Genomic DNA, 23531 nt, shown 5'->3' with positions numbered 1-23531 from the left:
CAGCGGCGAAGGATGAGGATGCTTGATGAAACGCTATCTGGTGTTTGCGCTGGTCGGTCCGTTCGTCGGCGGGTTCCTGCTGCTGCTGACGACGACCTATCAGTCCGGTTATTGGGCCCAGACCAGTCTCGGCGAGGTCGGCAAGCTGTTCGCGGTGTTCTTCAAATCGCTGCAGTACAGCTATTTGTTCGGCTTCCTGCCCTCGCTGATGATCGGTGCGGTCGACGACATCCTGATCCATGTCCGTCGGATCGGCCCGGCGCTGCGGATGCTCCTGGTCGGCCTGTTCGCCTTCGTGCTGGCGTCGCTGACCTACAGCTCGCGCGGGCCGGATTCGGGCGCGTTGCAATTCATCCTGTACGGCCTCGTCGGATTCGTGCCGGCGGTGCTTTCATCCTGGCTCGTGCATAGATATGTCGAGGAGCCGCAGCCGGCTTCGGCACAGACCTGAACGCACGACGTTCGGGCGCGGCGCGGCAACTTCCGCCACACCGGCGCGTTCTCCAAAGGCCATGGCCATGCCCGATGACGACATTCTTGCTCCGCGCCGACCCCGTTCCGGGACCCGCTCGCGCGGGAGTTTTTCGGACACCGAAGCGCGCGGGCCGATTATCGACCAGGACGGCCACGAGATCCGTCCCGAAACACTGGAGCAGGGGTTTCGCGAGTTCCGCTTCGAGTTCGGCGAGGGAAACCCGTTCGGCAATCTGACGCGGGAGCAGCGGGTGGCGCGGATCGAGGCCATCGCAAAGCTGCTCGATGTCGCCTTCATCCTGCCCGGCACGAAGATCCGCTATGGCATCGACGGGCTGATCGGGCTGATCCCGGTCGTCGGCGACATCATCACCACCGCGATCTCGCTGTGGCTGGTGCGCGAGGCCCGCGCGCTGGGCGCGCCGTGGTATCTCACCGCGCGCATGCTCGGCAATGTCGCGGTCGACGGCGTGGTCGGCATGGTGCCGTTCGCGGGCGATGCCTTCGACGTCATGTTCCGCGCCAACATGCGCAACGTCCGCCTGCTCCGCCGCTGGCTCGACAAGCAGCCGCGCATTTAGCGGGGCGTTTCTTCCTTCGCCTTTCCCCGCAAGCGGGGAGAGGGAGAAGACAGAGCTTCCAAAAGCAAAAAGCGCGACGGCCTCTCGGCCATCGCGCTTTCAGCGCAAATCGGGGCTTAGCGAAAACTTACGCCGCGTCGGCGTCGGTCTCGGCGGCCGGCGCCGGCCTGGGGCGGCGGGGCAGCGGGAAGGCTTCGCTCTCATAGAGCGAGCGGATGCCGTTCTGGTCGAAGCGCGCTTCCTCGACCTGGAGATAGGCGCCGTTCAGTGAATCCGTCGGCAACTGCTCCATCGCGAACTGCACGGCTTCAGCCGCGGTGCCGAACCGGCGATAGGTAAAGCCCGCACGCTTCTTCTTGCGGATCGCGGCGGGGAAGAGCTCGGCGGAGGTGTTGAAGTTGAACGGACGCAGTGGACGCATGGTCAAAGACCTCGTGATCTTGTCTGGGGCTTTAAGCGCGTGGGGTTTTGAAAGGCAGGGGCCACCATCGAGTGGGCCCGCCGCACATGTCATTTTCGCCCTCTAATATAGGCTGTTTTGACAGAAATGCGACCCCCGCGATGGGAGATGATGAATCCGCGCATGGCAGCTCCGCGAGCGCCGTAAACCAAGTAATTTCAATATGTTAGATGGTTTACAGTTTGCCAAGCAGCAGCAGCACGACCAGGACCACCAGCACGACGCCGCCGATCCCCATGCCGGAATGGCCCATGCCATAGCCGTAACCACCGAACCGGCCGGACATGCCGCCCAGCAGATAGATGATCACCAGGATGATCAGGATGGTCCCAAGCGTCATGGCATCCTCCCTGGCGGCTGCCGGATCGCGCGCATCGGCCGCACCGCCAGAAGAGAAAAGCACATCGCGCCGCCGGGTTCCATGATGGAACCGGGCGGCGCGCAATGTTATTTGGGCTCGAGCTTCAGCGCGGCCGAGTTGATGCAGTAGCGCAGGCCGGTCGGGCCGGGGCCGTCGGGGAAGACGTGGCCGAGATGGCCGCTGCACTTGGAGCACAGCACCTCGGTGCGGACCATGCCGTGGCTGGCATCGTGCTCCTCGTCGATATGGCTCTCGACCGCGGGCTGGGTGAAGCTCGGCCAGCCGCAGCCGGAATCGAACTTGGCATCGGACTCGAACAGCACATTGCCGCAGCCGGCGCAGACATAGGTGCCGGCGCGGTGGTCGTGCTCATATTCGCCGGAGAAGGGACGCTCGGTCGCCTTCTCGCGCAGCACCGCGTACTGCATCGGCGACAATTCGCGCCGCCACTGCTCTTCGCTCTTGGTGACCTTGTCGTCGGTGGTTTTCGTCTTGGTGTCGGGCATGGGTCTCCCGTTTGTTTGGTGAACTTGTTTTCGGTGATCTCGCGATCAGTTGGTGGCCTTGCTGGCGCTCACCAGCGTCGGCTTTTCAAGGTAGTTATCCGCGAACAGCTTTTTCAGGTTCTCGACCTTCGGAATGTCGTTGTAGGCGATGTAGGGCTGGTTCGGGTGCAGCGTCAGATAGTCCTGATGATAGGCCTCCGCCGGGTAGAAGGCTTCCAGCGCGCCGACCTTGGTCACGATCGGCTTGCTGAACACCTTGGCGGAGTTGAGCTGGGCGATATAGGCATCCGCCACCTTCTTCTGCTCGTCGGAGGTGGTGAAGATCGCCGAGCGATATTGCGTGCCGGTGTCGGGGCCCTGCCGGTTGAGCTGGGTCGGGTCGTGCGCCACCGAGAAGTAGATCTGGAGAATCTTGCCGTAGGAGATCTTCTTCGGGTCGAACTTGATCTCGACCGACTCGGCATGGCCGGTCCGGCCGCTCGAGACCGTCTGGTAATCGGCCGTCGCCTTGGTGCCGCCGGCATAGCCGGAGACTGCGTTGACGACGCCGGCGGTGTGCTGGAAGACGCCCTGGACGCCCCAGAAGCAGCCGCCGGCGATGACGGCGGTCTGGATCCCGGTTCCGGGCGCCGCATCCACGGTGGGTGCGGGGATCACGACCGCATCCTCCGCGGCCCTGGACGGCACGGCGAAGGCCAGCGTCAGTGCGGTGGTGGCGGCGAGCAGCGAGGCGAGGGCGGTGCGGCGCATGGCGATCCTCTTCGGAAGGTCTGACAGTGTAGGGCGGCCGGGGACGGGCGAACAGCCTGTTTGGCCGCGTTTTCGGACATCTGAGATACGGGCGCAGACGGCGATTGTTACGGGGAAACGGACACGAGTCTGTGAAAAATAGCCTCAGATAGTGCGGCTTGGCGAGGCCGGGAACTCCGGGCTAGATGAACGCGCGCGATCGGCGCTCGATTCAAATATGTGGTGGCTGGAGCTGACCTGACAACATGCTGCGTGTCATTCCCCTGGCCCTCGCCATCCTGATCTCAAATGCCGCGATCGCCGGGGCCGAGCCGCAAGCCGGCGACGACCTCGCCGCCTGTCGCGACCGCCAGGCGGAGGCCCAGGCCCGCGCGACGGCCTGCGACAATCTGTTGAAGGCCGATAAGCTCGGCGGCAAGGACAAGTCGCTCGCGCTCGTCGTGCGTGGCAATGCGCTGATCAACAAGCGCGACTATGACCGCGCCATCGAGGCGCTGTCGTCCGCCATCGATCTCGATCCGGACAATGTCGGCGCCATCAACCTGCGCGGGCTCTCCCATGAGCGCAAGGGCGAGGACGATCTCGCCATGGCCGACTACAATCTCGCCATCCAGAAGCGCGCGAATTTCGGCTATGCCTACAACAATCGCGGCACCATCCATCTGCGCCGGGGCGCGCTGCAAAGCGCGCTCGACGACTTCAACCTGTCGATCAAATACACGCCGACGTTCCTGCTCGGCTGGACCAATCGTGCCCGCATGCGCACGCTGAACAAGGAATTCGACGGCGCGATTGCCGACTTCGCGGCAGCCGAGAAGATCGACCCGGCCGCGCCGCAGATCGCCGGCAACCGCTGCATCACCTACGGCATGATGGGCAAGTACGACCAGGCTTTCGCCGACTGCGACGGCCTGATCCAGAAGCAGCCCAGGAATACCTTCGCGATCAACAATCGCGCCGAGGTCAACGTGATGAAGGGCGACCTCGACGCCGCGCTGAAGGACTACAACACGGTCATCCAGCTCAATCCGAACAGTGTGCGCGCCCATTCCGGCCGCGGCCAGATCTACGAGCGCAGGAAAGATCTCGCCCAGGCCCGCGCCGACTACCGCGCGGCGGCCTATTCGCTGACGAGGTTCGACGAGCCCGACGTTGCGCGCGCCCGCGCCATCGCGCAGGAGCGCTTGGCCGCACTGACGCCGCAGGCGCCGGCCGGGTCCACCGGGCGCCGCGTGGCGCTCGTGATCGGCAACGGCGCCTACAAGAACGTCCACGCTTTGCCCAATCCGCCGCGCGACGCGAAAATGATTGCAAACGTGTTGCGCGATGTCGGCTTCCAGACCGTGATCTCCGTCAGCGACCTCTCCCGCGACAAGTTCTTCGAGGCGCTGCAGACGTTTGCCGCCGAAGCGGAGAATGCGGATTGGGCGGTGGTCTATTACGCCGGCCACGGTTTCGAGATCGGCGGCGTCAACTATCTCGTCCCTGTCGACGCCAAGCTCGCCGCCGACAGGGACGCCGAGACCCAGGCGGTCGCGCTGGAGCAGGTGATCGCCGCGGTGGGCGCTGCGAGAAAAGTGCGTCTGGTGATGCTGGATGCCTGCCGCGACAATCCCTTTGCGCCGGCCATGCAGCGCACGCTGTCGCTCAAGCTGGTGGACAAGGGCTTTTCCAACATCGAGCCCGGCGCCGGCTTCATGGTGGTCTACGCCGCCAAGCACGGCGAGACCGCGCTGGACGGCGATGGCGGCGCCGACAGCCCCTTCGCCACCGCGCTCGCCCGCGAGATCAAGGTGCCGAAGGTCGAGATCCGGAAACTGTTCGACATAGTCCGCGACGACGTCTGGTCCGCCACCAAGCACGAGCAGCAGCCGTTTTCATACGGCTCGCCGCCGGGACGCGAGGATTTTTATTTCGTGGCGGGGAAGTGAGGGTTGCGTATGGGGCGCGATATCCGCGCCTCGCTCGCGGTGCCGTAGGGTGGGCAAAGCGAAGCGTGCCCACCATTTTTATTGAATGTGTGGAGAGATGGTGGGCACGGCGCGTTGCGCCTTTGCCCACCCTACGGCGTCGTCACACAACGATACTCAACCGCTTCGCCGCCCGCGTAATCCCCGTGTACAGCCACCGCGCCCGGCTATCCTGGAACGCAAAGCTCTCGTCGAACAGCACGACGTCGTCCCATTGCGAGCCCTGCGATTTGTGCACGGTCAGCACATAGCCGTAGTCGAACTCGTCATACGGCTTGCGCTGCTCCCAGGCGATCTGCTCGACGCCGCCCTCGAAGCAATCGGCGCGCACCGAGACTTTTGTCACCTTGTGACCGAAGTCTTCATCCGGCGACAGCCGCATGCTGAGGATACGCGATTTCGAGCGCGAGGTGTTGCGCGACTTCACGCGCCACAGGCCGCCGTTGAACAGGCCCTTCTTGCGGTTGTTGCGCAGGCACACCAGCTTGTCGCCGGCGACCGGGAAGACATCCTCGATGTTCTGGCGCTGGCGCACCCGCATATTGTACGCGCGTCGCGTGTTGTTACGGCCGACCAGCACCTGGTCGGCGCCCATGACGCGGTCCGGGTCGAGCTCCTTGCGGGATACGACTTCGCTCTCGCCGTAACGGCCGATGTCGAGCTCGCGGCCCTCGCGGACGTCCATCGACATCCGCACGATCGGATCGTCCTGGGCCTGGCGATGCACTTCGGTCAGCATCGCGTCGGGCTCGGTGTTGGTGAAGAAGCCGCCGCCCTGGATCGGCGGCAGCTGCGCGGGGTCGCCGAGCACCAGCAGCGGGCAATCGAACGACATCAGATCGCGGCCCAATTCGGCATCGACCATCGAGCACTCGTCGATCACGATCAGCTTGGCCTTGGAGGCCGGCGCGTCGTCCCACAGCTCAAAGCTCGGCTGCTCCTCGCCGGATTCGCGGGCGCGGTAGATCAGCGAGTGGATGGTGGAGGCCTCGTCGCAACCCTTGTTGCGCATGACCAGCGCGGCCTTGCCGGTGAAGGCGGCGAACTTCACCTCGCCGTCGACGCCTTCGGCAATGTGCCGCGCCAGCGTGGTCTTGCCGGTGCCGGCAAAGCCGAACAGGCGGAACACCGGCGGCGTGCCGTTGCGGCCGGGTTTTGCCTTGAGCCAGTCGCCAACGGCTTTTAGCGCGGCGTCCTGATGCGGGGTGAAAGTGGCCATGTCTGTCTTGAGAGGTGCGAAATCGACCGATTCGCGATTCCCCAAAACTAACCATTCGCCCCGCCGGTTCAAGCGCGCTCGCCCGCTATTGCCGGCGGGGCACGCGTGTGAGCCTCGCAAGAGGTCGTCATGCCCGGGCTTGTCCCGGGCATCCACGTTCTTCTGCCGTATGGCTAGGCGTGGATGGCCGGGTCAAGCCCGGCCATGACGCCGTGGGAGCGTTGGCTACTGCCACCCCGGAACGCCGCGCATGTCGGGCAGGTGGTGGGCGATGCCCTTGTGGCAGTCGATGCAGGTCTTTTCCTTGGTGAACAGGAAGCGCTGGTGCGCCACCGAGGCCCGCGGCGACTGTTTGGTGATGTCCATGGAATCGGCGCTGTGGCAGTTGCGGCATTCCAGGGAATCGTTGGCTTTGAACCGCGCCCATTCATGTGCGGCGAGCTCGAGCCGGTGGTCGAGGAATTTCTCGCGGGTGTCGATGGTGCCGAAGATCTTGCCCCAGACCTCCTTGGACGCCTGCATCTTGCGCGCGATCTTGTCGGTCCAGTTGTGCGGGACGTGGCAGTCCGGGCAGGTCGCGCGCACGCCGGAGCGATTGGTGAAGTGGATGGTCGACTTCAGCTCGGCGTAGACGTTGTCCTTCATCTCGTGGCAGCTGGTGCAGAATTTTTCGGTGTTGGTCAGTTCCAGCGCGGTGTTGAAGCCGCCCCAGAAGATCACGCCGGCCGCAAAGCCCGCGAGCACCAGCACGCCGAGCCCGAACACCGAGCTCGGCCGGATCAACACCTGCCAGAGCTCGCGCGCGAAGTCCCAGCAGCGCAGCATAAAGCTGCGCTTGGCTTCCACCTTTCCCTTGGGCTCGTCAGCAGCCGTCGTCATCGCCGGCCACCGGGGCTGGCGCGCGACAGCAGCGTGTCGATGTCGATGAAATCGTTGCTCACCGGCGGCGTGGCGGTGTTCTGCGGCACGTGGCATTCCGTGCAGAAGAAGCGCCGCGGCGAGATCGAGGCCAGGAACTGGCCGTCGCGGTCCATGAAATGCGTGATCGAGACCATCGGCGCCTGCGATTCCGCGATGCGTGCCCGCGCATGACAGGACAGGCATTTGTTGCCGTTGAGGTCGATCTGATAACCGTCGATCATGTGCGGGATCACCGGCGGCTGCTCCGGGTAGTTGCGCACCTCTCTCTCGGACGTGTTGCGGTTCGGCAGCATCGGTGGCGCCGGGCCCTCGTCATTGAGCGGGGCCGGGCCGCGCAGGCCTGACGTCACCGTCTGCGCGGTCAGCGAGCTCGCGCCCGCGGCGATCGCGACCGCGAGCAGGGCTATGCCAAATCGTTTCATCATGACAGGTTCACCCGCTCGACGCGCACGGCGCATTTCTTGTAATCGGTCTGCAGCGAGATCGGATCGGTGGCGTCCAGCGTCACCTTGTTGATCAGCTTGGATTCGTCGAACCACGGCACGAACACGAGGCCACGCGGTGGCCGGTCGCGGCCGCGCGTCTCGACGCGGGCGCGAATGAAACCGCGACGCGAGACCACTTTCACCTCGTCGCCGCGCCGGAGCTTGGCTTCCGACGCATCGTCTGGATGCATGAAGCAGACGGCTTCGGGAAACGCCTTGTAGAGCTCGGGCACGCGGCGCGTCATGGTGCCGGAATGCCAGTGCTCCAGCACGCGGCCGGTCGAGAGCCAGAGCGGATAGTCGCTGTCGGGTGATTCCGCCGGCGGCTCGTAGGGCAGGGCGAAGATGCGCGCTCTGCCGTCGGGATAGCCGTAGAACTGCACGTCGGTGCCCTGCTTGACATAGGGGTCGCTGCCCTCGCGGAAACGCCATTTGGTTTCCTGGCCGTTGACGACGGGCCAGCGCAGCCCGCGCTCGCGGTGATAGGCCTCGAACGGCGCGAGGTCGTGACCGTGGCCGCGGCCGAACGAGGCGTACTCTTCAAAAAGTCCCTTCTGCACGTAGAAGCCGAACGCCCTGGATTCCGCGTTGGCGTAACCTTCCTCGATCTCCGAGGTCGGAAACTTGTCGACCTGGCCGTTCTTGTAGAGCACGTCGAACAGCGTCTTGCCGCGAACCTCCGGCTTCTTGGCGATCAGCTCCTCCGGCCAGACTTCCTCGATCTTGAAGCGCTTCGAGAACTCCATGAGCTGCCAGAGATCGGACTTGGCCTCGCCGGGCGCGTTGACGAGCTGGTGCCAGAACTGCGTGCGTCGCTCGGCATTGCCGTAGGCGCCTTCCTTCTCCACCCACATCGCGGTCGGCAGGATCAGGTCGGCGGCCAGCGCCGTCACCGACGGATAGGCGTCCGAGACTACGATGAAATTGTCGGGATTGCGGAAGCCGGGATAGGTCTCCTCGTTGACGTTGGGACCGGCCTGAAGGTTGTTGTTGACCTGCACCCAATAGGCGTTGATCAGGCCGTCCTTCAGCATCCGGCTTTGCAGCACGGCGTGGGCGCCGTTCTTGTCGGGAATGGTGCCTTCGGGCAGCAGCCAGAGATGCTCGGCGTGATCGCGGTGCGCCTTGTTGGTCACGACCATGTCGGCCGGCAGGCGGTGCGAGAAGGTGCCGACCTCGCGCGCGGTGCCGCAGGCCGAGGGCTGGCCGGTCAGCGAGAACGGGCTATTGCCGGGCGAGGAGATCTTTCCGGTCAGCAGATGGATGTTGTAGACGAGGTTGTTGCACCAGACACCGCGGGTGTGCTGGTTGAAGCCCATGGTCCAGAACGAGACCACTTTTGTCTTCGGATCCGCATAGAGTTCGGCAAGCGCTTCCAGCCGGTTCAGCGGCACGCCGGACATTTTTGCCGCCTTCTCCAGCGTGTAGTCCGAGACGAATTTTACGTATTCGTCGTAGCTCATATCGGTGGAGTCGTTGGCTTTCGCCGCGCCCGTCGCCTTCTTCTGGAGTGGATGCTCTGGCCGCAGCCCATAGCCGATGTCGGTCTCCCCGCGCCTGAAGATGGTATGCGCGGCGACGAAGTCCTTGTTGACCCGCCCGGTCGTGATGATGTGGTTGGCGATGGCGTTGAGGATGTAGAGGTCGGTCTGCGGCACGAACACCATGCCGATGTCGGCGAGGTCGAACGAGCGGTGCTCGAAGGTGGAGAGCACGGCGACGCGGACATGCGGCGCGGACAGCCGGCGGTCGGCGAGGCGCGTCCACAAAATCGGATGCATCTCCGCCATGTTGGAACCCCACAGCACGAAGGCGTCGGTGGCCTCGATGTCGTCATAGCAGCCGGCCGGCTCGTCGATGCCGAAGGTGCGCATCATGCCGGCGACGGCGGAGGCCATGCAGTGCCGCGCATTGGGGTCGATGTTGTTGGTGCGGAAGCCGGCCTTGAACAGTTTCGAAGCCGCATAGCCTTCCCAGATCGTCCACTGGCCGGAGCCGAACATGGCAACGCCGTTCGGCCCACGCTTCTTGAAGGCTTCCTTCCACTTCAGCTCCATGATGTCGAAGGCTTCGGTCCAGGACACCGGCGTGAACTCGCCGTTCTTGTCGTATTTGCCGCCTGTCTTGCGCAGCATCGGCTGCGTCAGGCGGTCGTGGCCGTACATGATCTTGGAAAGGAAGTAGCCCTTGACGCAATTGAGGCCGCGATTGACCTCGGCCTTGATGTCGCCGTGGGTGGCGACGACGCGGTTGTCCTTGGTCGCGACCATCACGGAGCAGCCGGTGCCGCAGAAGCGGCAGGCGGCCTTGTCCCATTTCAATTCGCTGTTGTCGCGCTCGGCGACGAGATTGGCGGCGAGCGCCGGTGCCGGCATGCCCGCTGCGGCAGCCGCAATCGCGGCGGCCTCGAGCTTCAGCATCTGGCGGCGGTCGAGCTTTGGCGATGTCATGATGGCTCTCCCGGCCGTTAGGCGGTTTCGATGGCGTGGAAGACCAGCGCCGCGGAATAGACGTTGGGCAGCGACTGGATGGTGTTGAGCAGGGTGCCGAGGCTGCCGGCATCCGGCGCTTCGGTCACCACGACGAGCTTGCCGCGCGGGTCTCGTCCGTGAATTTCGCAGCCGGGAAGTGCTGCGATCTCCGCTTCCAGCTGATCCAGGCGCTCGGGGCGCGCCTGCACGATGATGCTGGCGATCTCGCAACCTGGCGGCGCGACGACGCGGTCGGCGGTGAGCACCCGGCCGGTGATCAATGCGCGGCGGTTCAGTGTGGCTTTGTTGAGTAAGCCTTTGTTCAGTGAGGCTCGGGCCATGATGCCTGTCTTTCGCTGTTCGGGGATCAATGCGGGGAGGGTGGCGGGCCGGGAGGGCCGGCGAACATCTGGTAGATCCAGACGCCGAGCCCGTATGAACCGACCGTTCCGACCGCGAGGACGGGCATCACGACCGCGGTCAGGAACAGGAAAGCGAAAATCTCCATGCGCTTACGGCGCACGCGCGAAGTCGTGTCGTCAGGGGCCGACATATTCGGTCTCTCTGAATGGTCTAGGAATCGGGACGGCATCCGGGCCGTTGCCTTGCTGCAATTTAAATGCAGCAGGGCCGCTAACGCGTTGATCTGGATCAACTGCTCAAGTTGAGATGCTGGCTGCCGCCGCGGCCAAACGCGCAAGTTTAGATTGTGCACGCGCGAAGGCGATGCGAGAGTTGAGCTCCCCAATGGAGACGGCAGGGTGTGATGGGGCTCACGGCCATCGATCTCGGTCTTCGCGGCGCAACGGGCGGCGTGTTCCTGTTGATCATTCTCGTGGCGCTGCTGCGTCGAACTGGCAGTCAGCAGGCTTTGCTGGGCATGGCCATGTGCGCCGGTGGCGTGTTTTACGCCATCGCGACCGCCCCGTTCTTTCCCAAATCGTCATGGTGGTGGGTGTTGCCGATCCTGTCCGCGCAACCCGTCGTGTTCTGGCTGTGGGCGCGCGCGGCGTTCGACGACGATTTCGTGCTCCGGCGATGGCACGGCAGCCTCTGGCTTGGCATCGTGGCCTTCGGCTTTGCGCTCACGCTGGGCTGGGCCTACTCGCCCGCTTTGGCCGGGGCCGGCGGGCGAGGTCTGGCGTTGGTCAATCTGGCGCTGGCTCTCGCGGCCGCGGTCCAGACGGTCAAGACCTGGCGTGCCGATCTGGTCGCGCGCCGCCGTCGGCTGCGGCTGGCGATGCTGGCAATCAATGTCGGGCTCATCGCGGTCGTGGCCGGTGCCGGCTTCGCCGCAATTCCCGTCGCGGTCCCTGGCGCGCCCGGCAGTCTGCCGACCGCGCTCGCTCTGTTCGTGGTGGCCATGATCGCCGGACTGGGGACTTTCGCCACGCAGCCGGTCGTGCCTGTCAACGACGCCACCGCGGCGATTGCATCCGGCGGCGGGCGCGGGGCCGATCGTGCTTCGACGGGCCGGGTCGTCGTTGACCCGATCCTGCTGCGGCGTCTCGACCATCTGATGACCGTGGAACGAAGCTACCGGCAGGAAGGCCTTGCGATCGGGGCGCTCGCCGCGCGGCTTGACGTTCCCGAGCACCGGCTGCGCCAGGCCATCAACGAAGGGCTGGGCTATCGGAACTTCAATGCGTTCCTGAACCACCATCGCATCGAGGATGCCAGGCTGGCGCTCTCAGACGCGACGCAGCGGGAGGTCCCGGTGCTGACCATCGCCATGGATGCGGGTTTCCAGTCGATCGGACCTTTCAACCGCGCCTTCAAGGCCGAGACCGGCGTAACCCCGACCGAATTCCGGCGCGAGGCGCTGAGCCGGCCGGATAGGGCTGACATCAGCGAACCGCGTCGAGAAATCGGCTAGCCGATTTTTGGATCGGGCGAGAGGGCCGCGCCCCGATTGGGCAGATTGTCCGGCGCAAACCATTCGCCAACCGGAATGAGCGCATCCATGTCTCCTTCGACCACCGCCCCCGCATCGGAACGGCTCCACGCTCTCGATGCGCTCAGGGGCGGCGCCCTGTTGCTTGGCATCGTCCTGCACGCCGCAATGTCGTTCGTGCCTGCCACGCCCCGGTTCTGGTTCATCCAGGACACCCATCCAAGCCTGCTCCTGGGCCTGCTGACCTTCACTATCCACGTCTTCCGGATGACGACCTTCTTCCTGATGGCGGGCTTCTTCGCTCGCATGAGCTTTCACCGCCGGGGCACCCAGGGCTTCGTCCGGGACAGGCTTCAGAGGATTGGGCTGCCGCTCGTGATCGGTTGGCCGATCCTGTTCACGCCGATGAGCCTCATCGCGATCTGGGCGTCGCATTTCCCAAATGGCGGCTGGTCCCGCAGCTGGCCGCCGGTGCTGCCGAATTTCCCCCTGACCCATCTCTGGTTTCTCTATGTGCTGCTGGAACTCTATGTCGCCACGCTGCTGCTGCGCGGCGCATTTGTTTGGCTCGATGCATCAGGCACGTGGCGAGCGGTGATTGACCGCGTCTTCGCAGGGATCATGAGAAGTCCGCTGGCTCCCCTTGTTCTGGCGATCCCGATCGGCATCGCATTCTGTCTCGACCAACGCTGGATCAACGTGATGGGTGTGAGGACGCCGGATCAGTCGCTCATCACCAACGCGCAGGCCTGGATCGGCTTTGGCTCCGCATTCGCCGTCGGCTGGCTGCTGCATCGGCAGCTCGATCTGCTGCGCCTCATCGAGCGACGCTGGTTGCCGCACCTCCTGCTCGCGGTCGTCCTGATCCTGATCAGCTTCGTGCTCGCGGGTGTGATGTTGTCTGCGCCGGGCGCGCCGAAATTGCCGGTCAGTTTCGCGACGCTCAGGCTTGTCTCCGCCATCCTCTACGCACCCGCGATATGGATTGCGACCTTCGCGGCCATCGGCCTTGCGCTCCGCTTCATGTCGGGCTTCAGCCCGACCCGGCGTTACCTCGCCGATGCGTCCTACTGGCTCTATCTGATCCACATGCCGATCGTGATGGCGCTACAGGTCGCGCTGTCGCAACTCGACTGGCCCGGGCCGGTCAAGTTCGCGATCATTCTCGTCATTGCGATTCCGCCGATGCTGGCGAGCTATCATCTGTTGGTACGCTTCACTTTTATCGGCGCGGTCCTGAATGGCCGACGCGCACGGCGCGAAGCGGCGCCTGGCGCCGCGGTCACAGGCCCCGCCGTGCCATAACGCGAAGTGTCGGGTCATTCTCCCGCACGGCGGAATTGCGGCTCCATAGACAGCGCCTCCCCGCTCACTAAGATGAGCGCAACAAAAATGAGCGGGAGAGGCATCATGAAGTTCGGCATCTTCTATGAGCTGCAGCTGCCACGGCCCTGGGTGGCCGGCGACGAGCTGAAGCTCTACCAGAACGCGCTCTCGCAGATGGAACTTGCCGATAGGCTCGGTTACGACCACGCCTGGGTCGTCGAGCATCACTTCCTCGAAGAGTACTCGCACTCGCCCTCGCCGGAATCGTTCCTCGCCGCCGCGAGCCAGCGCACGAAAAACATCCGGCTCGGCCACGGCATCCTCCAGCTCACCACCAATCATCCGGCCCGCGTCGCCGAGCGCGTCGCGGTGCTCGATCTGCTCTCCAACGGCCGCTGCGAATTCGGCATGGGGGAGAGCGCTTCCATCACCGAGCTCACGCCGTTCGGCCGCGACATGGAGACCAAGAAGGAGGTCTTTGAGGAGGCCGTAGCCGCGATCTTCCCGATGTTTAGGGATGCAGGGAGCGAGCACCACGGCAAGTATTTCGACATTCCCTTGCGCAATGTCGTGCCGAAGCCGTTGCAGAAGCCGCATCCGCCGCTGTGGATGGCGTGCTCGCAGCTGCCGACCATCGAACGCGCCGGCCGTCACGGCTTTGGCGCGCTGGGCTTCCAGTTCGTCAGCGCGGATGCCGCGCATGCCTGGGTGCACGCCTATTACAATACGATGACCAAGCGATTGCACAAGCTCGCCGACTACGAGATCAACCCGAACATGGCGCTGGTCTCGTTCTTCATGTGCGCCAAGACCGACGAGGAGGCGCGTGCGCGCGCCGACGGCGCCACCTTCTTCCAGTTCGCGCTGCGCTTCTACGGCGCCTCGCAGAACCGCCAGCGTCCCGCGCCCTACACCGTCAATATGTGGGACGAGTACAACAAGTGGAAGCGCGACAATCCCGAGGCGCAGGAAGCGGCGCTGCGCGGTGGCCTGATCGGCTCGCCCGAGACGATCCGCAAGAAGCTGAAGCGCTTCCAGTCGTCGCATATCGACCAGGTCATCCTGCTCAACCAGGCCGGCAAGAACAGCCACGAGCACATCTGCGAATCGCTGGAGCTGTTCGGCCGCGAGGTGATGCCGGAGTTCCAGAACGATCCCGCCCAGGCGGCGTGGAAGCAGGGCGTCATGAGCGGCGAGATCAAGCTGGAGGAGATCGACACCGAGGCGTTTACGGATCGCTACGGCAAGCTCGCGATCAACGTCGCGCCGGCCAGGGCCGCGGCGGAGTAGGGGAGCGCTCGTGGCAAAACACCGGATCTATACGATGAGCTTCGCAAGCGTGTACCCGCTTTACCTTGCGAAGGCGGAGAAGAAGGGACGGACGAAAGCAGAAGTCGATCAGATCATCTCCTGGCTGACAGGCTATGGTCAGAGGGAGCTGGAAGCTCAACTGAAAAGGCAGACGGACTTTGAAACCTTCTTTGCGAACGCCCCTCGAATCAATCCCCTGCGGGCCATGATCAAAGGCGTCGTTTGCGGCGTGCGGGTCGAGGAAATCGAAGAACCAACGATGCGAGAAATCCGCTATCTGGACAAGCTCATCGATGAGTTGGCCAAGGGAAGGACAATGGACAAGATCTTGCGAAAAACGGATTCCTGAGCGAAGCCCTCTGCCCACTCGGCTCGGCGGCGTTGCGCGGCCCATGCCGACGGCCTCCGTCTTCCGCCCCGCCGCCATTGCTGATAACTTTCAGCAAAAGGGATCGGGAGAAAACGATGCGGTTCCACGAGATGGCTCCTAAGCGGGCGGCCGGCGATGTGACATCCGCTGTGCTGGCCATCGGCCGACCTGACTTCCCGAACATCCTCATCGACACGCTGCGCCGGCAAGCCGGCGTCGGCCATTGCATGGTATTTGCGTTGACGCGTGCGGGCGCGGCGAGCTGCCTGCTCGATGCCGGCAACATCCCGATCGGCAGCGATCTTGGCGCCGCCTATGCTGGCCAGTTCCACGAATCCGATCCCAATCGCGATGCGCTGTTCGAGGCCGAGACCAGCACGCCGATCATGCTGCCGTCGTTCGCGCCGCGCATGTATGGCGCGCGCTACCGGAAAATCTTCTTCAACGACTCTGATATCGTCGACAAATATGCGACAGCGATCTGGGTCGGCGACACCTGCTTCTATGTCAATTTCTACCGCATCACGGCCCAGGGCCGCTTTGGCGACGCCGAGCGTGCGCGGCTTCAGGCCATTGCGCCCGCGATCGGCGCCAGCGTCGCACGTCATTTCCAGCAGGCCGCGACCGCAACGCCCGACCAGAACCTTGCCGCGCTGTTCGCAACGCGCGCGCCACTCTCCGCGCTGACGCCGCGTGAGCAGGAGGTCTGCCGCCGCATCCTGCTCGGCTTCAGCTCCGAAGCAATCTCGCAGATGCTCGGCATCAGCCTGCATTCGACCCTGACCTACCGCAAGCGCGCCTATGAGCGGCTCGGCATCTCCTCGCAGAACGAATTGTTTTCGATCGTGCTGGGCCTGCTCTCGGGGCCGGGCCACCTGAACTAAAGGGGACTCTAGATCCGCGATATCTGCTTCCGAGAGCAAAGCCGACACGCAGCCGGCCCTCCGGGATCGTCGCCTTTTGACCCAAGGCCGACATCCGCGGCGCGAATCCTCTTCAAGGATACTTACGCTTTCCCAAGTCGGATATGGTGTTGACCAGAATCAAGGGGGCAAAGGTGCAATTTCCAATGAGGCAAATCATACTCTCAATAGTCGCTGTTTTGTCGTTCTCATCTGCGCGTGCTGAGATGGTCAAGATACCTTGGCATACTTCAGCGCAGTCCTTGCCTTGGATTCCCGGCAACGAATACATCGACGGCAGGTCGAAAAACTTCATGGACGGCACCGTCGAGGAAAAGGGCAAGGTAAAGGCCGAGGGCGAACTGTCGGCGGACATTATGCGGCCGCAGGGCGCCAAGGGACCAATCCCCTTCGTGATCATGCTGCACGGCTGCGACGGGTTCGGCCGGGTCGAGAGGAAATGGGGGCGTGACTACGGCGGCAGATTGGTCGCAGCAGGCTATGGTGTTCTCCTGCTCGACAGCTTCGGCAGCCGGGGATTGGGACCCGACGGCGTCTGCTCGGATCCCAGCCAGTTGACTTGGGCGCGGCGCCGGGCTGACGATGCGTATGCGGCGCTGGACTGGCTCATCGGACAGAAGATCGCCGATCCCAAGCGGGTCTACGTCCTTGGCCGCAGCAACGGTGCGACCACGACCTTGATCATCATGAACCGGGCGATCGGCGACCTGCACGAGCACATGTTCGCGGGCGGCTTCGCGATGCAGCCGTCCTGTTATTTGATGAAGAACGTCGAGTTCTACGCCCCGGTCCATCTCTTCCTAGCAGAGAAGGACGAGGCGACCAGCCCCATCCTCTGCGGCCAGATGGCCGAGAGCAAGCGGTCGATTCCCGTGAAGACGGTGCTGTGGAAGGAGGCGAACCACAGCTTCGAAGACCGCGAGCCAATCCACGTTTTCCATGGCTACCATGTCGGATACAATGCCGCGGCTGCGGAAGGCACCATCAAGGCAATCATTAGTGCGTTGAACGAGGCCAAGAAAGCGGAAAACTGACCGCGCGGAGTCGCACAGCCTATAGGTCTGCGACGACGGCCGAATGGCGGCGGATAGATGCGGGAAGTCAGTCTGAACGACTTCCGCTCGTGGCCCGAAGCCGCCGTCAATGAAGGAGCGGAGCGTGTCCGCTCCGCCGGGCGATTCAGACCTCGACCCGTTTCGCGATGAGAAGCGCGTCGTCATCGTCGCGACCTGAATGTCGAGCGGTACGCCCAATTTTTATGTTGCCGAACAAGAGTTCGGCGTTAACCACGACTAACGGTTCCAGTCCGTGTGACGTCGCTTCGAAGTTTCTTAAATTTTGCCGGGTACGTCTTCCGGGCATGGTGACCTGGGGGAAGAGTATGGGTAAGCGGGCAAAACGTGGAAAGGCAGAGACGCTCGCAATACCCATGGCCGCGAGAGTTGCGATTGGCGCCGTGGCAGTCGCCGTCGTGGGGTACGGTTTGCTGTCTCGCCCGGCGAGCGTGCAACCGACACGGAAGCCGTCCGCACACGAAGCCCAGGCATCGTCAACTCCGGTTTACGTGGCAACTCCAGCTCGTGTATCAGCGTCAGCTCCGGCTGCGATTCCGGTCTCGGCTCCGATCCCGGCCCCGGCGGCTCTGATCGAACCACCAAAAGCCGACGCTGGCGTTCCCGGAGCGCTTGTCCGGCAGGTGGTCGACTACGCCAGCCGCCAGACGCCGGGCACCGTGATCATCGATACCGGAAACACATTCCTGTATTTCGTTCTGAACGACAGGCAGGCGATGCGCTACGGCATCGGTGTCGGCCGCGAAGGTTTCACATGGTCCGGTGAACAGACTGTGGCCCGTAAGGCGGAATGGCCGGATTGGCATCCGCCTGTGGAGATGGTCTCTCGTCAGCCCTATCTGCCGCGGTTCATGGCGGGCGGTCCCGGCAACCCGCTCGGCGCCCGGGCGATGTATCTCGGCGAGACCGAATATCGAATTCACGGCACCAACAACCCCGATACGATCGGGAAGAAGGTTTCGTCCGGCTGTATCCGGCTGACCAATGACGACGTCACGGACCTCTATGAGCGGGTGAAAGTCGGAGCGAAAGTGATCGTGCTTCCGGCAAACGCCGCGCGTCGACCGTCCCAGGGAGCGCCGGCCGACGCCGCTTTCCGGTTGCCGGATTCGGCATCGCCGTCGAAGCGGCCCCTGGCGGCCAACGCGCAGATGTTGTCATCCGGACCGAAGATCGCCGAAGCTCGGTAACTCAGTCCTCGGTCCTCGGTCTGCAACCGAGGACAAGGAGGCAATTCAAGTCGTCGCTTCTAAGTCAGCTTCCGGCCCTAGCGAACGTTCGCTCATGCGTTTGTCGATATCCACTGTCGTGGGCCATGCGGACCCGCTGGAATAGATCGACACCGAGGCTTTTGCGGACCGTTACGGCAAGCTCGCCATCAATGGCCACTCTGGAAGCTAATCCACTTCACGCAGCCAACGTCTGGCGAACCCGAGCTAACCCGACGAATGCTTCTCCAGAGCCAGCGCGATCTTCTCCAGGGCAGCGTTCTTTTGCTGAATGTCGACGAGCTCTTGTTCGCACATCTCGATCATCTTCTGCCCGGACCATCGCCCGCGCGCATGCATGCCTGCTCGGCAACAAAGCCAGGCCGCCACGCCAAAGACAATGGCGGCGAGCCATGATAGCGCCTGCCCCTGACCGAAGCCCGAAATGGAGCGGCGGAAATCGCCCTTGGAGAGGTACGCATTGGCGCGACTGCTACGGGCGTCGCTATCGTTCGGATCGAGCGCGATCATCTGATTGTAGTCGGCGATAGCACGATCAAGATCGCCCTTGGCTCGATAGGCGTACCCGCGGTAATAGTAGGCGTCCCTGTATTGCGGATAGAGCGCGATCGCCTGACTGCAGTCGGCGATGACGCGATCGAGGTCGCCCTTTTCCCTGTATGCGAGGCAGCGGTTGTAGTAGGCGAGCGCATATTTCGGATAAAGTGCGATCACGTGGTCGTAATCGGCAATGGCGCGATCAAGATCGCCTTTGGCGAAGTAGGCGTTGCCCCGGGCGGTGAGGGTGACATTGTCGTCCGCACCGAGCTGGATGCTGTCGGTATAGTCCGCGATGGCACGGTCGTTGTTGCCCTTGGCTTGATAGGCGTAGCCGCGCTCGCCGTATCCGACCTTCTTTCCATAGTCCGACAGATCGCCTTCGAGCGCCCGGCTCGCGTCCGCTATCGCCCGGTCGTAGTCACGCCGTTGGTTGTAGAGACGCGACCTGTTCAGCAGTGAGCCAACAGCTTTCGGCTCAAGCCGGATCGCCTCGTTGTAGTCCTTGAGGGCGCGGTCGAGGCGATCGGCGAAGCTTGTCCATGACCAGGCGTACCCGCGATGGTGATACAGGTTGGACAGAACGCCGTCATCGTAGTCTCCGCTTTCGATCGCGCGTGTACAGGCGGCGATGGTCGCGGCAGCGGTTTGCTTCGACCCATTCAAACAGTCCTGTCGATCGTCGGCTGCCGCCGGCTGGCTGACGGCTGTGGCCGCCGTGAATGCCAAAGCCACCAGCCAGACATGCGCGAAAATCCCTGAGCGCATATCCTTCCTCCCCGCGGTGCACCAGTGTTCGAGCTAACCGGCAGACGGCTTTTCAAGAGCCGCCGCGATCCTCTCCAACAATGCATTCGTGCGTTGGGATTCGGCGACCTGCTGCTCGTAGAGATCAACCCAACTCGTCCCGGATGTTGCGCGTCCATGCTTGCGCGAATACCACAGCCAGACGCTCATCAGCACAATGAACGGCAGCCAGGAGACGACAAGACTTACCAACCAGTACGGCAAACTACTGCCTGACGTGAACGCAAACAAAGCGACGAGAGCTCCGACAAGAGCGATCCACACAGCAACGGGCAGAAACCAAGAGCGAAGCTTGGTCATTCCAGGCACGATAGTCCCCTTGGTTGGTCTCAGGAAGAACATGCTATCATTGGTTGTTTGACCTTTCCATGCCCGCCCCTCTGCAGCCGTCGCAACGTGGTTAGCTGTTCCTTGCGAGATGCCTCAGCCACCATGAAAGAGCTCGCCGTCATGATGAAAGTGACAGCGCCGTATAGCTCGCTGCAATTGTCTGGATTTGCGTCGAAGCCGACCTGACTTCGCTCTGGAACGTTCGCGCGTGACCCCTTAGCAGAAATTAACGTTGTGCGACCAACATGCTCAACATGCATTCCGAACGGCTCCGTCAACTACCCTATTTGGTTCATACCAATAGAGAACTTGGCTTAATGCTGAGGGGGACCAAGCCCCTCGCATATTTCATGGATATCATTGGCCGCGAGCCGGACATCTGCATTCGGTATTGGCGCATGTTCGACAGGCATGTTTCTGAAGGCCGCTTCATAAGACGCGAGTTGATCGAAGCCTGTCCTGGCGCGCCGCAGCTAGAATATCGGATGCTGTTTTACACATTGCCCGGCAGCGAGTGGCGGGTTGACGCCATGCTTGCGCTGCTGAACGAACCCGGAGCTTGGTCCGATGATCGCGAACGGCGCTTTGGCGAACTGTTTGGTTACGAGAGCTGGCAGATCGACTATTGGCTGACGCATGGTCGCTCGCTCGCGGACGCTTAGTTCGCTCGCATCAAACCTGCAAATGCGCGCCTCAATACCGTCCGTCCCTATCGCTAGGGACAGACGCCGGCCCCGGATTTCGCTAGTCTGGCCTGGAAAACACGAGAATCCAGGGGAGACCGCCTTGAGCACCGCGCCGCGCATCGACATCGACCCTGCTTCGTTCTGGGCCGATCCCTATCCGATGCTCGCGAAGATGCGCGAGGAAGCGCCGATCGCCTTCGTGCCGCAGCTCGGCTCGACGCTGCTGACGAGCCGCGACGACATCTCGATCTCGGAGAAGCAGATCGACGTGTTCTCCTCGCATCAGCCCTCAGGACTGATGAACCGGCTGATGGGCCACAACATGATGCGCAAGGACGGCGAGGCGCATCAGATCGAGCGGCGCGCGATGTTTCCGACGGTGTCGCCGAAGACGGTGAAGGCGCATTGGACCGCGCTGTTCCAAGCCCATGCCGACCGCATCATTGACGCAATCGAGCCGGGGCGGATCGATTTCATGCGCGACTTCGCGCTGCCGTTTTCCGGCGAATGCCTGAAATCGATTACGGGCCTCACCAACATCGGCTACCAGGACATGGATGCGTGGTCGCAAGGCATGATCGAGGGCATCGCGAACTACACCGGCGATCCCGCTGTCGAGGCGCGCTGTCATGCCGCGACATCAGGCATCGATGCCGCGATCGACGACATCCTGCCGGTGATGCGCAAGCATCCCGATCAAAGTATCCTCGGCGTGCTCCTCGCTGCGGGCATGCCGATGGAGAGCGTGCGCGCAAATGTAAAACTCGCGATATCAGGCGGCCAGAACGAGCCGCGCAAGGCGATCGCGGGCACGGTGTGGGCGTTGCTCTCCCATCCCGATCAGCTCGATCTCGTGCGCAAGGGCGAGGTGACCTGGCTCGAGGCGTTCGAGGAATACGCCCGCTGGATCTCGCCGATCGGCATGTCGCCACGGCGCATCGCAAAACCGTGGAGCATCCGCGACGTCTCGTTCGAGCTAGATGAGCGCGTGTTCCTGATGTTCGGCTCCGCCAATCGCGACGAGAAGCATTTTGAGCGCGCCGACCAGTTCGACGTGCGGCGTGATACCACCAAGAGCGTCGCCTTCGGCGCCGGCCCGCATTTCTGCGCCGGCGCCTGGGCCTCGCGCGCGATGATCGCGGACGTCGCGCTGCCGACGGTGTTCGCCCGTGCCAAACAGCTCGAGATCGCCGATGACGAGCCGGTGCGGATCGGCGGTTGGGCGTTCCGCGGCCTTCAGAACCTGCCGGTGAGATGGTTGCATTAGCTTACAGGGCGCGCCGTCGCCACAAAGGCCTTGTCATCGCCCGCCTTGTGCGCAATTGCGCACTGGAGCGGGCGATCCAGTACGCCGCGGCAGTCGTGTGAAGCATTGACGTCTCCGGGATGCTGGATTCCCAGCTTGGCGCCTACGCTGAAGCTTCGGCGCCCCTGGACTGAAGCCCCGGCGAAGCCTTGGCGTAGCCGGGTCGCGGGGAATGACAGCGAGGTGGTGGATGGCGCTCACATTCACCACAGATCCCGTTCGCCATGATGCCATCATGCTCCTGTTTTGCCCGACGTGTCAAACGAACTTCGGATAATACGTAAGTCATTGATCGAACTATTGTCGGCTACTGTGCATGGGGTTGTTTTCGACAATTTAAGTTCCGGCGCTGGGAGCGTCGACCAGATCCGGGCGGTTCTCACATTCGCGTGCGGAAAAAAATCCCTCTGCATGAGCGCGGCCGCTTGAAAGATTAATCATGCGCTTCGCCACACCCGCAGTGCTCGCATCGCTATTTTCCTTGGCGTCTCGACACTCTTCCCGCTCCGCACCATCATTCCCGGACATGAATGACGGCCGTGCGCGGCCGGGAGCTTGGAATGCAGCGTCGTGACTTCCTGAAATTGTCCGTTGGAACCGCAGCCGCCGCTGCATTCCCCTCGCGCGCGAACGCGCAGGGCGCGGTGAAGGAAATTCGTATCGGTTACCAGAAGACAGGCGTGCTGGTTATCACGCGCCAGCAGGCTTCCTTGGAAAAGCATTTCAATCTGCAAGGCATCGACGTGAAATGGGTCGAGTTCTCCTCGGGCCCGCCGATGATGGAGGCGATGAACGTCGGCAGCGTCGACTTCGGTTCGGTCGGCGATTCCCCGCCGGTGTTCGCCCAGGCGGCCGGAGCGGCGATCGTCTATGCCGCCGGCCAGCCCATCACCAACGGCCAGGGCATCCTGGTGCCGAAGGATTCGCCGATCCGTTCCATCGCCGATCTGAAGGGCAAGCGTATCGGTTTCACCAAGGGGTCCAGCGCCCACAATGTCGTGGTGCAGACGCTGGAAAAGGCCGGGCTCACATATGCCGACATCACCCCGGTCTATCTGACGCCGCCCGATGCCGGTCCCGCCTTCGCCAATGGCAGCATCGAGGCCTGGGCGATCTGGGATCCGTATTTCGCGATCGGCGAGACCAAGCAGGGCGGCCGCATCCTGATCAATTCGCGCGAAGTCACCAAGACCAATTCCTTCTATATCGCCAACCGCGACTTCGCGAAGACCCACGGCTCCATCCTGCAGCAGATCGTCGACGTGACGACCGCGACCGGCAAATGGGCCGAACAGAACCGCGGCGAGGTCGCCAAATGGCTCGCCGCTGTCACCGGCGTGCCGCTCGACATCCAGGCCGTCGCGGCCGAGCGCGCGAACTTCGTGGTCGGACCCGTCACCGACGACATCGTCGTGACCCAGCAGGGCGTCGCCGACCGCTTCTACAAGCTCGGCCTGATCCCGAAGCCGATCGTCGTTCGCGACATCGTCTGGCGCAACCCGGCAGCCTGATCGTGCCGACCACTCTTCCCACGCACAAGG

Annotated in this window: 25 protein-coding genes; 13 read left to right on the top strand and 12 right to left on the bottom strand. The window is 63.2% G+C overall.

Annotated elements, in window-relative coordinates; translation table 11 throughout:
* The first annotated feature begins 25 nt into the window (after positions 1 to 25).
* Together ACKWRH_RS40015 and ACKWRH_RS40010 are read left to right on the top strand one after the other, a co-directional pair.
* Entirely contained in the window at positions 26 to 451 is a 426-nt protein-coding gene (locus ACKWRH_RS40015) for a DUF5413 family protein (RefSeq protein ID WP_445218028.1), read from the top strand.
* Positions 452 to 512: 61 nt separating this feature from the next.
* The gene (locus tag ACKWRH_RS40010; protein ID WP_445218027.1) at positions 513 to 1055 is read left to right on the top strand and encodes a DUF4112 domain-containing protein; all 543 of its coding nucleotides are present in this window, start codon (positions 513 to 515) and stop codon (positions 1053 to 1055) included.
* 127 nt (positions 1056 to 1182) lie between these two features.
* On the opposite strand, the gene ACKWRH_RS40005 is transcribed toward ACKWRH_RS40010, so the two are convergent.
* From ACKWRH_RS40005 to msrA, 4 genes are all read right to left on the bottom strand, one after another.
* A complete protein-coding gene (locus ACKWRH_RS40005) occupies positions 1183 to 1476 on the bottom strand; it encodes a hypothetical protein (protein WP_014492502.1) in 294 nt (97 codons plus the stop codon).
* Positions 1477 to 1690: 214 nt separating this feature from the next.
* Complete coding sequence (locus ACKWRH_RS40000) at positions 1691 to 1855, bottom strand: DUF3309 family protein (protein WP_014492503.1); 165 nt, start codon at positions 1853 to 1855, stop codon at positions 1691 to 1693.
* Positions 1856 to 1962: 107 nt separating this feature from the next.
* Positions 1963 to 2382 carry a peptide-methionine (R)-S-oxide reductase MsrB gene (gene msrB / locus ACKWRH_RS39995; protein ID WP_445218026.1) on the bottom strand — a complete coding sequence of 140 codons (420 nt, stop codon included), beginning with the start codon at positions 2380 to 2382 and terminating at the stop codon, positions 1963 to 1965.
* A 45-nt stretch (positions 2383 to 2427) separates the two neighbouring features.
* Positions 2428 to 3132 carry a peptide-methionine (S)-S-oxide reductase MsrA gene (gene msrA / locus ACKWRH_RS39990; RefSeq protein WP_445218025.1) on the bottom strand — a complete coding sequence of 235 codons (705 nt, stop codon included), beginning with the start codon at positions 3130 to 3132 and terminating at the stop codon, positions 2428 to 2430.
* 245 nt (positions 3133 to 3377) lie between these two features.
* Here msrA and ACKWRH_RS39985 point away from each other — a divergent pair, with 245 nt between their 5' ends.
* Positions 3378 to 5063, top strand: coding sequence for a caspase family protein (locus ACKWRH_RS39985; RefSeq protein ID WP_445218024.1), 1686 nt, complete (start codon positions 3378 to 3380; stop codon positions 5061 to 5063).
* A gap of 142 nt (positions 5064 to 5205) precedes the next feature.
* On the opposite strand, the gene ACKWRH_RS39980 is transcribed toward ACKWRH_RS39985, so the two are convergent.
* From ACKWRH_RS39980 to napE, 6 genes are all read right to left on the bottom strand, one after another.
* Positions 5206 to 6321, bottom strand: a complete 1116-nt coding sequence (locus ACKWRH_RS39980) for an ATP-dependent DNA helicase (protein WP_014492507.1) — start codon at positions 6319 to 6321, stop codon at positions 5206 to 5208.
* 225 nt (positions 6322 to 6546) lie between these two features.
* Positions 6547 to 7200: a NapC/NirT family cytochrome c gene (locus tag ACKWRH_RS39975; RefSeq protein ID WP_445218023.1), complete on the bottom strand. Its 654-nt coding sequence runs from the start codon at positions 7198 to 7200 to the stop codon at positions 6547 to 6549.
* Positions 7197 to 7667, bottom strand: a complete 471-nt coding sequence (locus ACKWRH_RS39970) for a nitrate reductase cytochrome c-type subunit (RefSeq protein ID WP_445218022.1) — start codon at positions 7665 to 7667, stop codon at positions 7197 to 7199. The genes ACKWRH_RS39975 and ACKWRH_RS39970 overlap by 4 nt, the downstream gene beginning before the upstream one ends.
* Complete coding sequence (napA, locus tag ACKWRH_RS39965) at positions 7664 to 10177, bottom strand: nitrate reductase catalytic subunit NapA (protein ID WP_445218021.1); 2514 nt, start codon at positions 10175 to 10177, stop codon at positions 7664 to 7666. Before napA ends, ACKWRH_RS39970 begins: the two co-directional genes overlap by 4 nt.
* A gap of 17 nt (positions 10178 to 10194) precedes the next feature.
* Positions 10195 to 10539: a chaperone NapD gene (locus tag ACKWRH_RS39960; protein ID WP_445218020.1), complete on the bottom strand. Its 345-nt coding sequence runs from the start codon at positions 10537 to 10539 to the stop codon at positions 10195 to 10197.
* A 26-nt stretch (positions 10540 to 10565) separates the two neighbouring features.
* On the bottom strand, positions 10566 to 10751 hold the full coding sequence (napE, locus tag ACKWRH_RS39955; protein WP_027532529.1) for a periplasmic nitrate reductase, NapE protein: 186 nt from the start codon (positions 10749 to 10751) through the stop codon (positions 10566 to 10568).
* A gap of 213 nt (positions 10752 to 10964) precedes the next feature.
* Here napE and ACKWRH_RS39950 point away from each other — a divergent pair, with 213 nt between their 5' ends.
* From ACKWRH_RS39950 to ACKWRH_RS39920, 7 genes are all read left to right on the top strand, one after another.
* Entirely contained in the window at positions 10965 to 12074 is a 1110-nt protein-coding gene (locus ACKWRH_RS39950) for a helix-turn-helix domain-containing protein (protein WP_445218019.1), read from the top strand.
* Positions 12075 to 12161: 87 nt separating this feature from the next.
* On the top strand, positions 12162 to 13397 hold the full coding sequence (locus ACKWRH_RS39945) for an acyltransferase family protein (protein WP_445218018.1): 1236 nt from the start codon (positions 12162 to 12164) through the stop codon (positions 13395 to 13397).
* A gap of 105 nt (positions 13398 to 13502) precedes the next feature.
* A complete protein-coding gene (locus tag ACKWRH_RS39940; protein WP_445218017.1) occupies positions 13503 to 14708 on the top strand; it encodes an LLM class flavin-dependent oxidoreductase in 1206 nt (401 codons plus the stop codon).
* Positions 14709 to 14718: 10 nt separating this feature from the next.
* Complete coding sequence (locus ACKWRH_RS39935) at positions 14719 to 15078, top strand: DUF2200 domain-containing protein (protein WP_445218016.1); 360 nt, start codon at positions 14719 to 14721, stop codon at positions 15076 to 15078.
* 116 nt (positions 15079 to 15194) lie between these two features.
* On the top strand, positions 15195 to 15983 hold the full coding sequence (locus ACKWRH_RS39930; RefSeq protein WP_445218015.1) for a helix-turn-helix transcriptional regulator: 789 nt from the start codon (positions 15195 to 15197) through the stop codon (positions 15981 to 15983).
* Positions 15984 to 16132: 149 nt separating this feature from the next.
* Positions 16133 to 17056, top strand: coding sequence for a dienelactone hydrolase family protein (locus ACKWRH_RS39925; RefSeq protein WP_445218014.1), 924 nt, complete (start codon positions 16133 to 16135; stop codon positions 17054 to 17056).
* 347 nt (positions 17057 to 17403) lie between these two features.
* On the top strand, positions 17404 to 18285 hold the full coding sequence (locus ACKWRH_RS39920; protein ID WP_445218013.1) for a L,D-transpeptidase family protein: 882 nt from the start codon (positions 17404 to 17406) through the stop codon (positions 18283 to 18285).
* A gap of 246 nt (positions 18286 to 18531) precedes the next feature.
* Here the strand turns inward: ACKWRH_RS39920 and ACKWRH_RS39915 are convergent, their stop codons facing one another.
* Positions 18532 to 19629 carry a tetratricopeptide repeat protein gene (locus ACKWRH_RS39915; protein ID WP_445218012.1) on the bottom strand — a complete coding sequence of 366 codons (1098 nt, stop codon included), beginning with the start codon at positions 19627 to 19629 and terminating at the stop codon, positions 18532 to 18534.
* A 33-nt stretch (positions 19630 to 19662) separates the two neighbouring features.
* Positions 19663 to 19968: a hypothetical protein gene (locus ACKWRH_RS39910; protein ID WP_445218011.1), complete on the bottom strand. Its 306-nt coding sequence runs from the start codon at positions 19966 to 19968 to the stop codon at positions 19663 to 19665.
* A gap of 380 nt (positions 19969 to 20348) precedes the next feature.
* Here ACKWRH_RS39910 and ACKWRH_RS39905 point away from each other — a divergent pair, with 380 nt between their 5' ends.
* The 3 genes from ACKWRH_RS39905 to ACKWRH_RS39895 all read left to right on the top strand — a co-directional run bounded on the left by ACKWRH_RS39905 (position 20349) and on the right by ACKWRH_RS39895 (position 23501).
* Positions 20349 to 20660 carry a hypothetical protein gene (locus ACKWRH_RS39905; RefSeq protein WP_445218010.1) on the top strand — a complete coding sequence of 104 codons (312 nt, stop codon included), beginning with the start codon at positions 20349 to 20351 and terminating at the stop codon, positions 20658 to 20660.
* Between the two features lie 124 nt (positions 20661 to 20784).
* Positions 20785 to 21951 carry a cytochrome P450 gene (locus ACKWRH_RS39900; protein ID WP_445218009.1) on the top strand — a complete coding sequence of 389 codons (1167 nt, stop codon included), beginning with the start codon at positions 20785 to 20787 and terminating at the stop codon, positions 21949 to 21951.
* A 599-nt stretch (positions 21952 to 22550) separates the two neighbouring features.
* Positions 22551 to 23501, top strand: coding sequence for a sulfonate ABC transporter substrate-binding protein (locus ACKWRH_RS39895; RefSeq protein WP_445218008.1), 951 nt, complete (start codon positions 22551 to 22553; stop codon positions 23499 to 23501).
* Positions 23502 to 23531 lie beyond the last annotated feature (30 nt).

Source organism: Bradyrhizobium sp. Pa8 (genome assembly GCF_052588265.1).
This window is presented reverse-complemented; position numbering and strand designations above follow the sequence as displayed.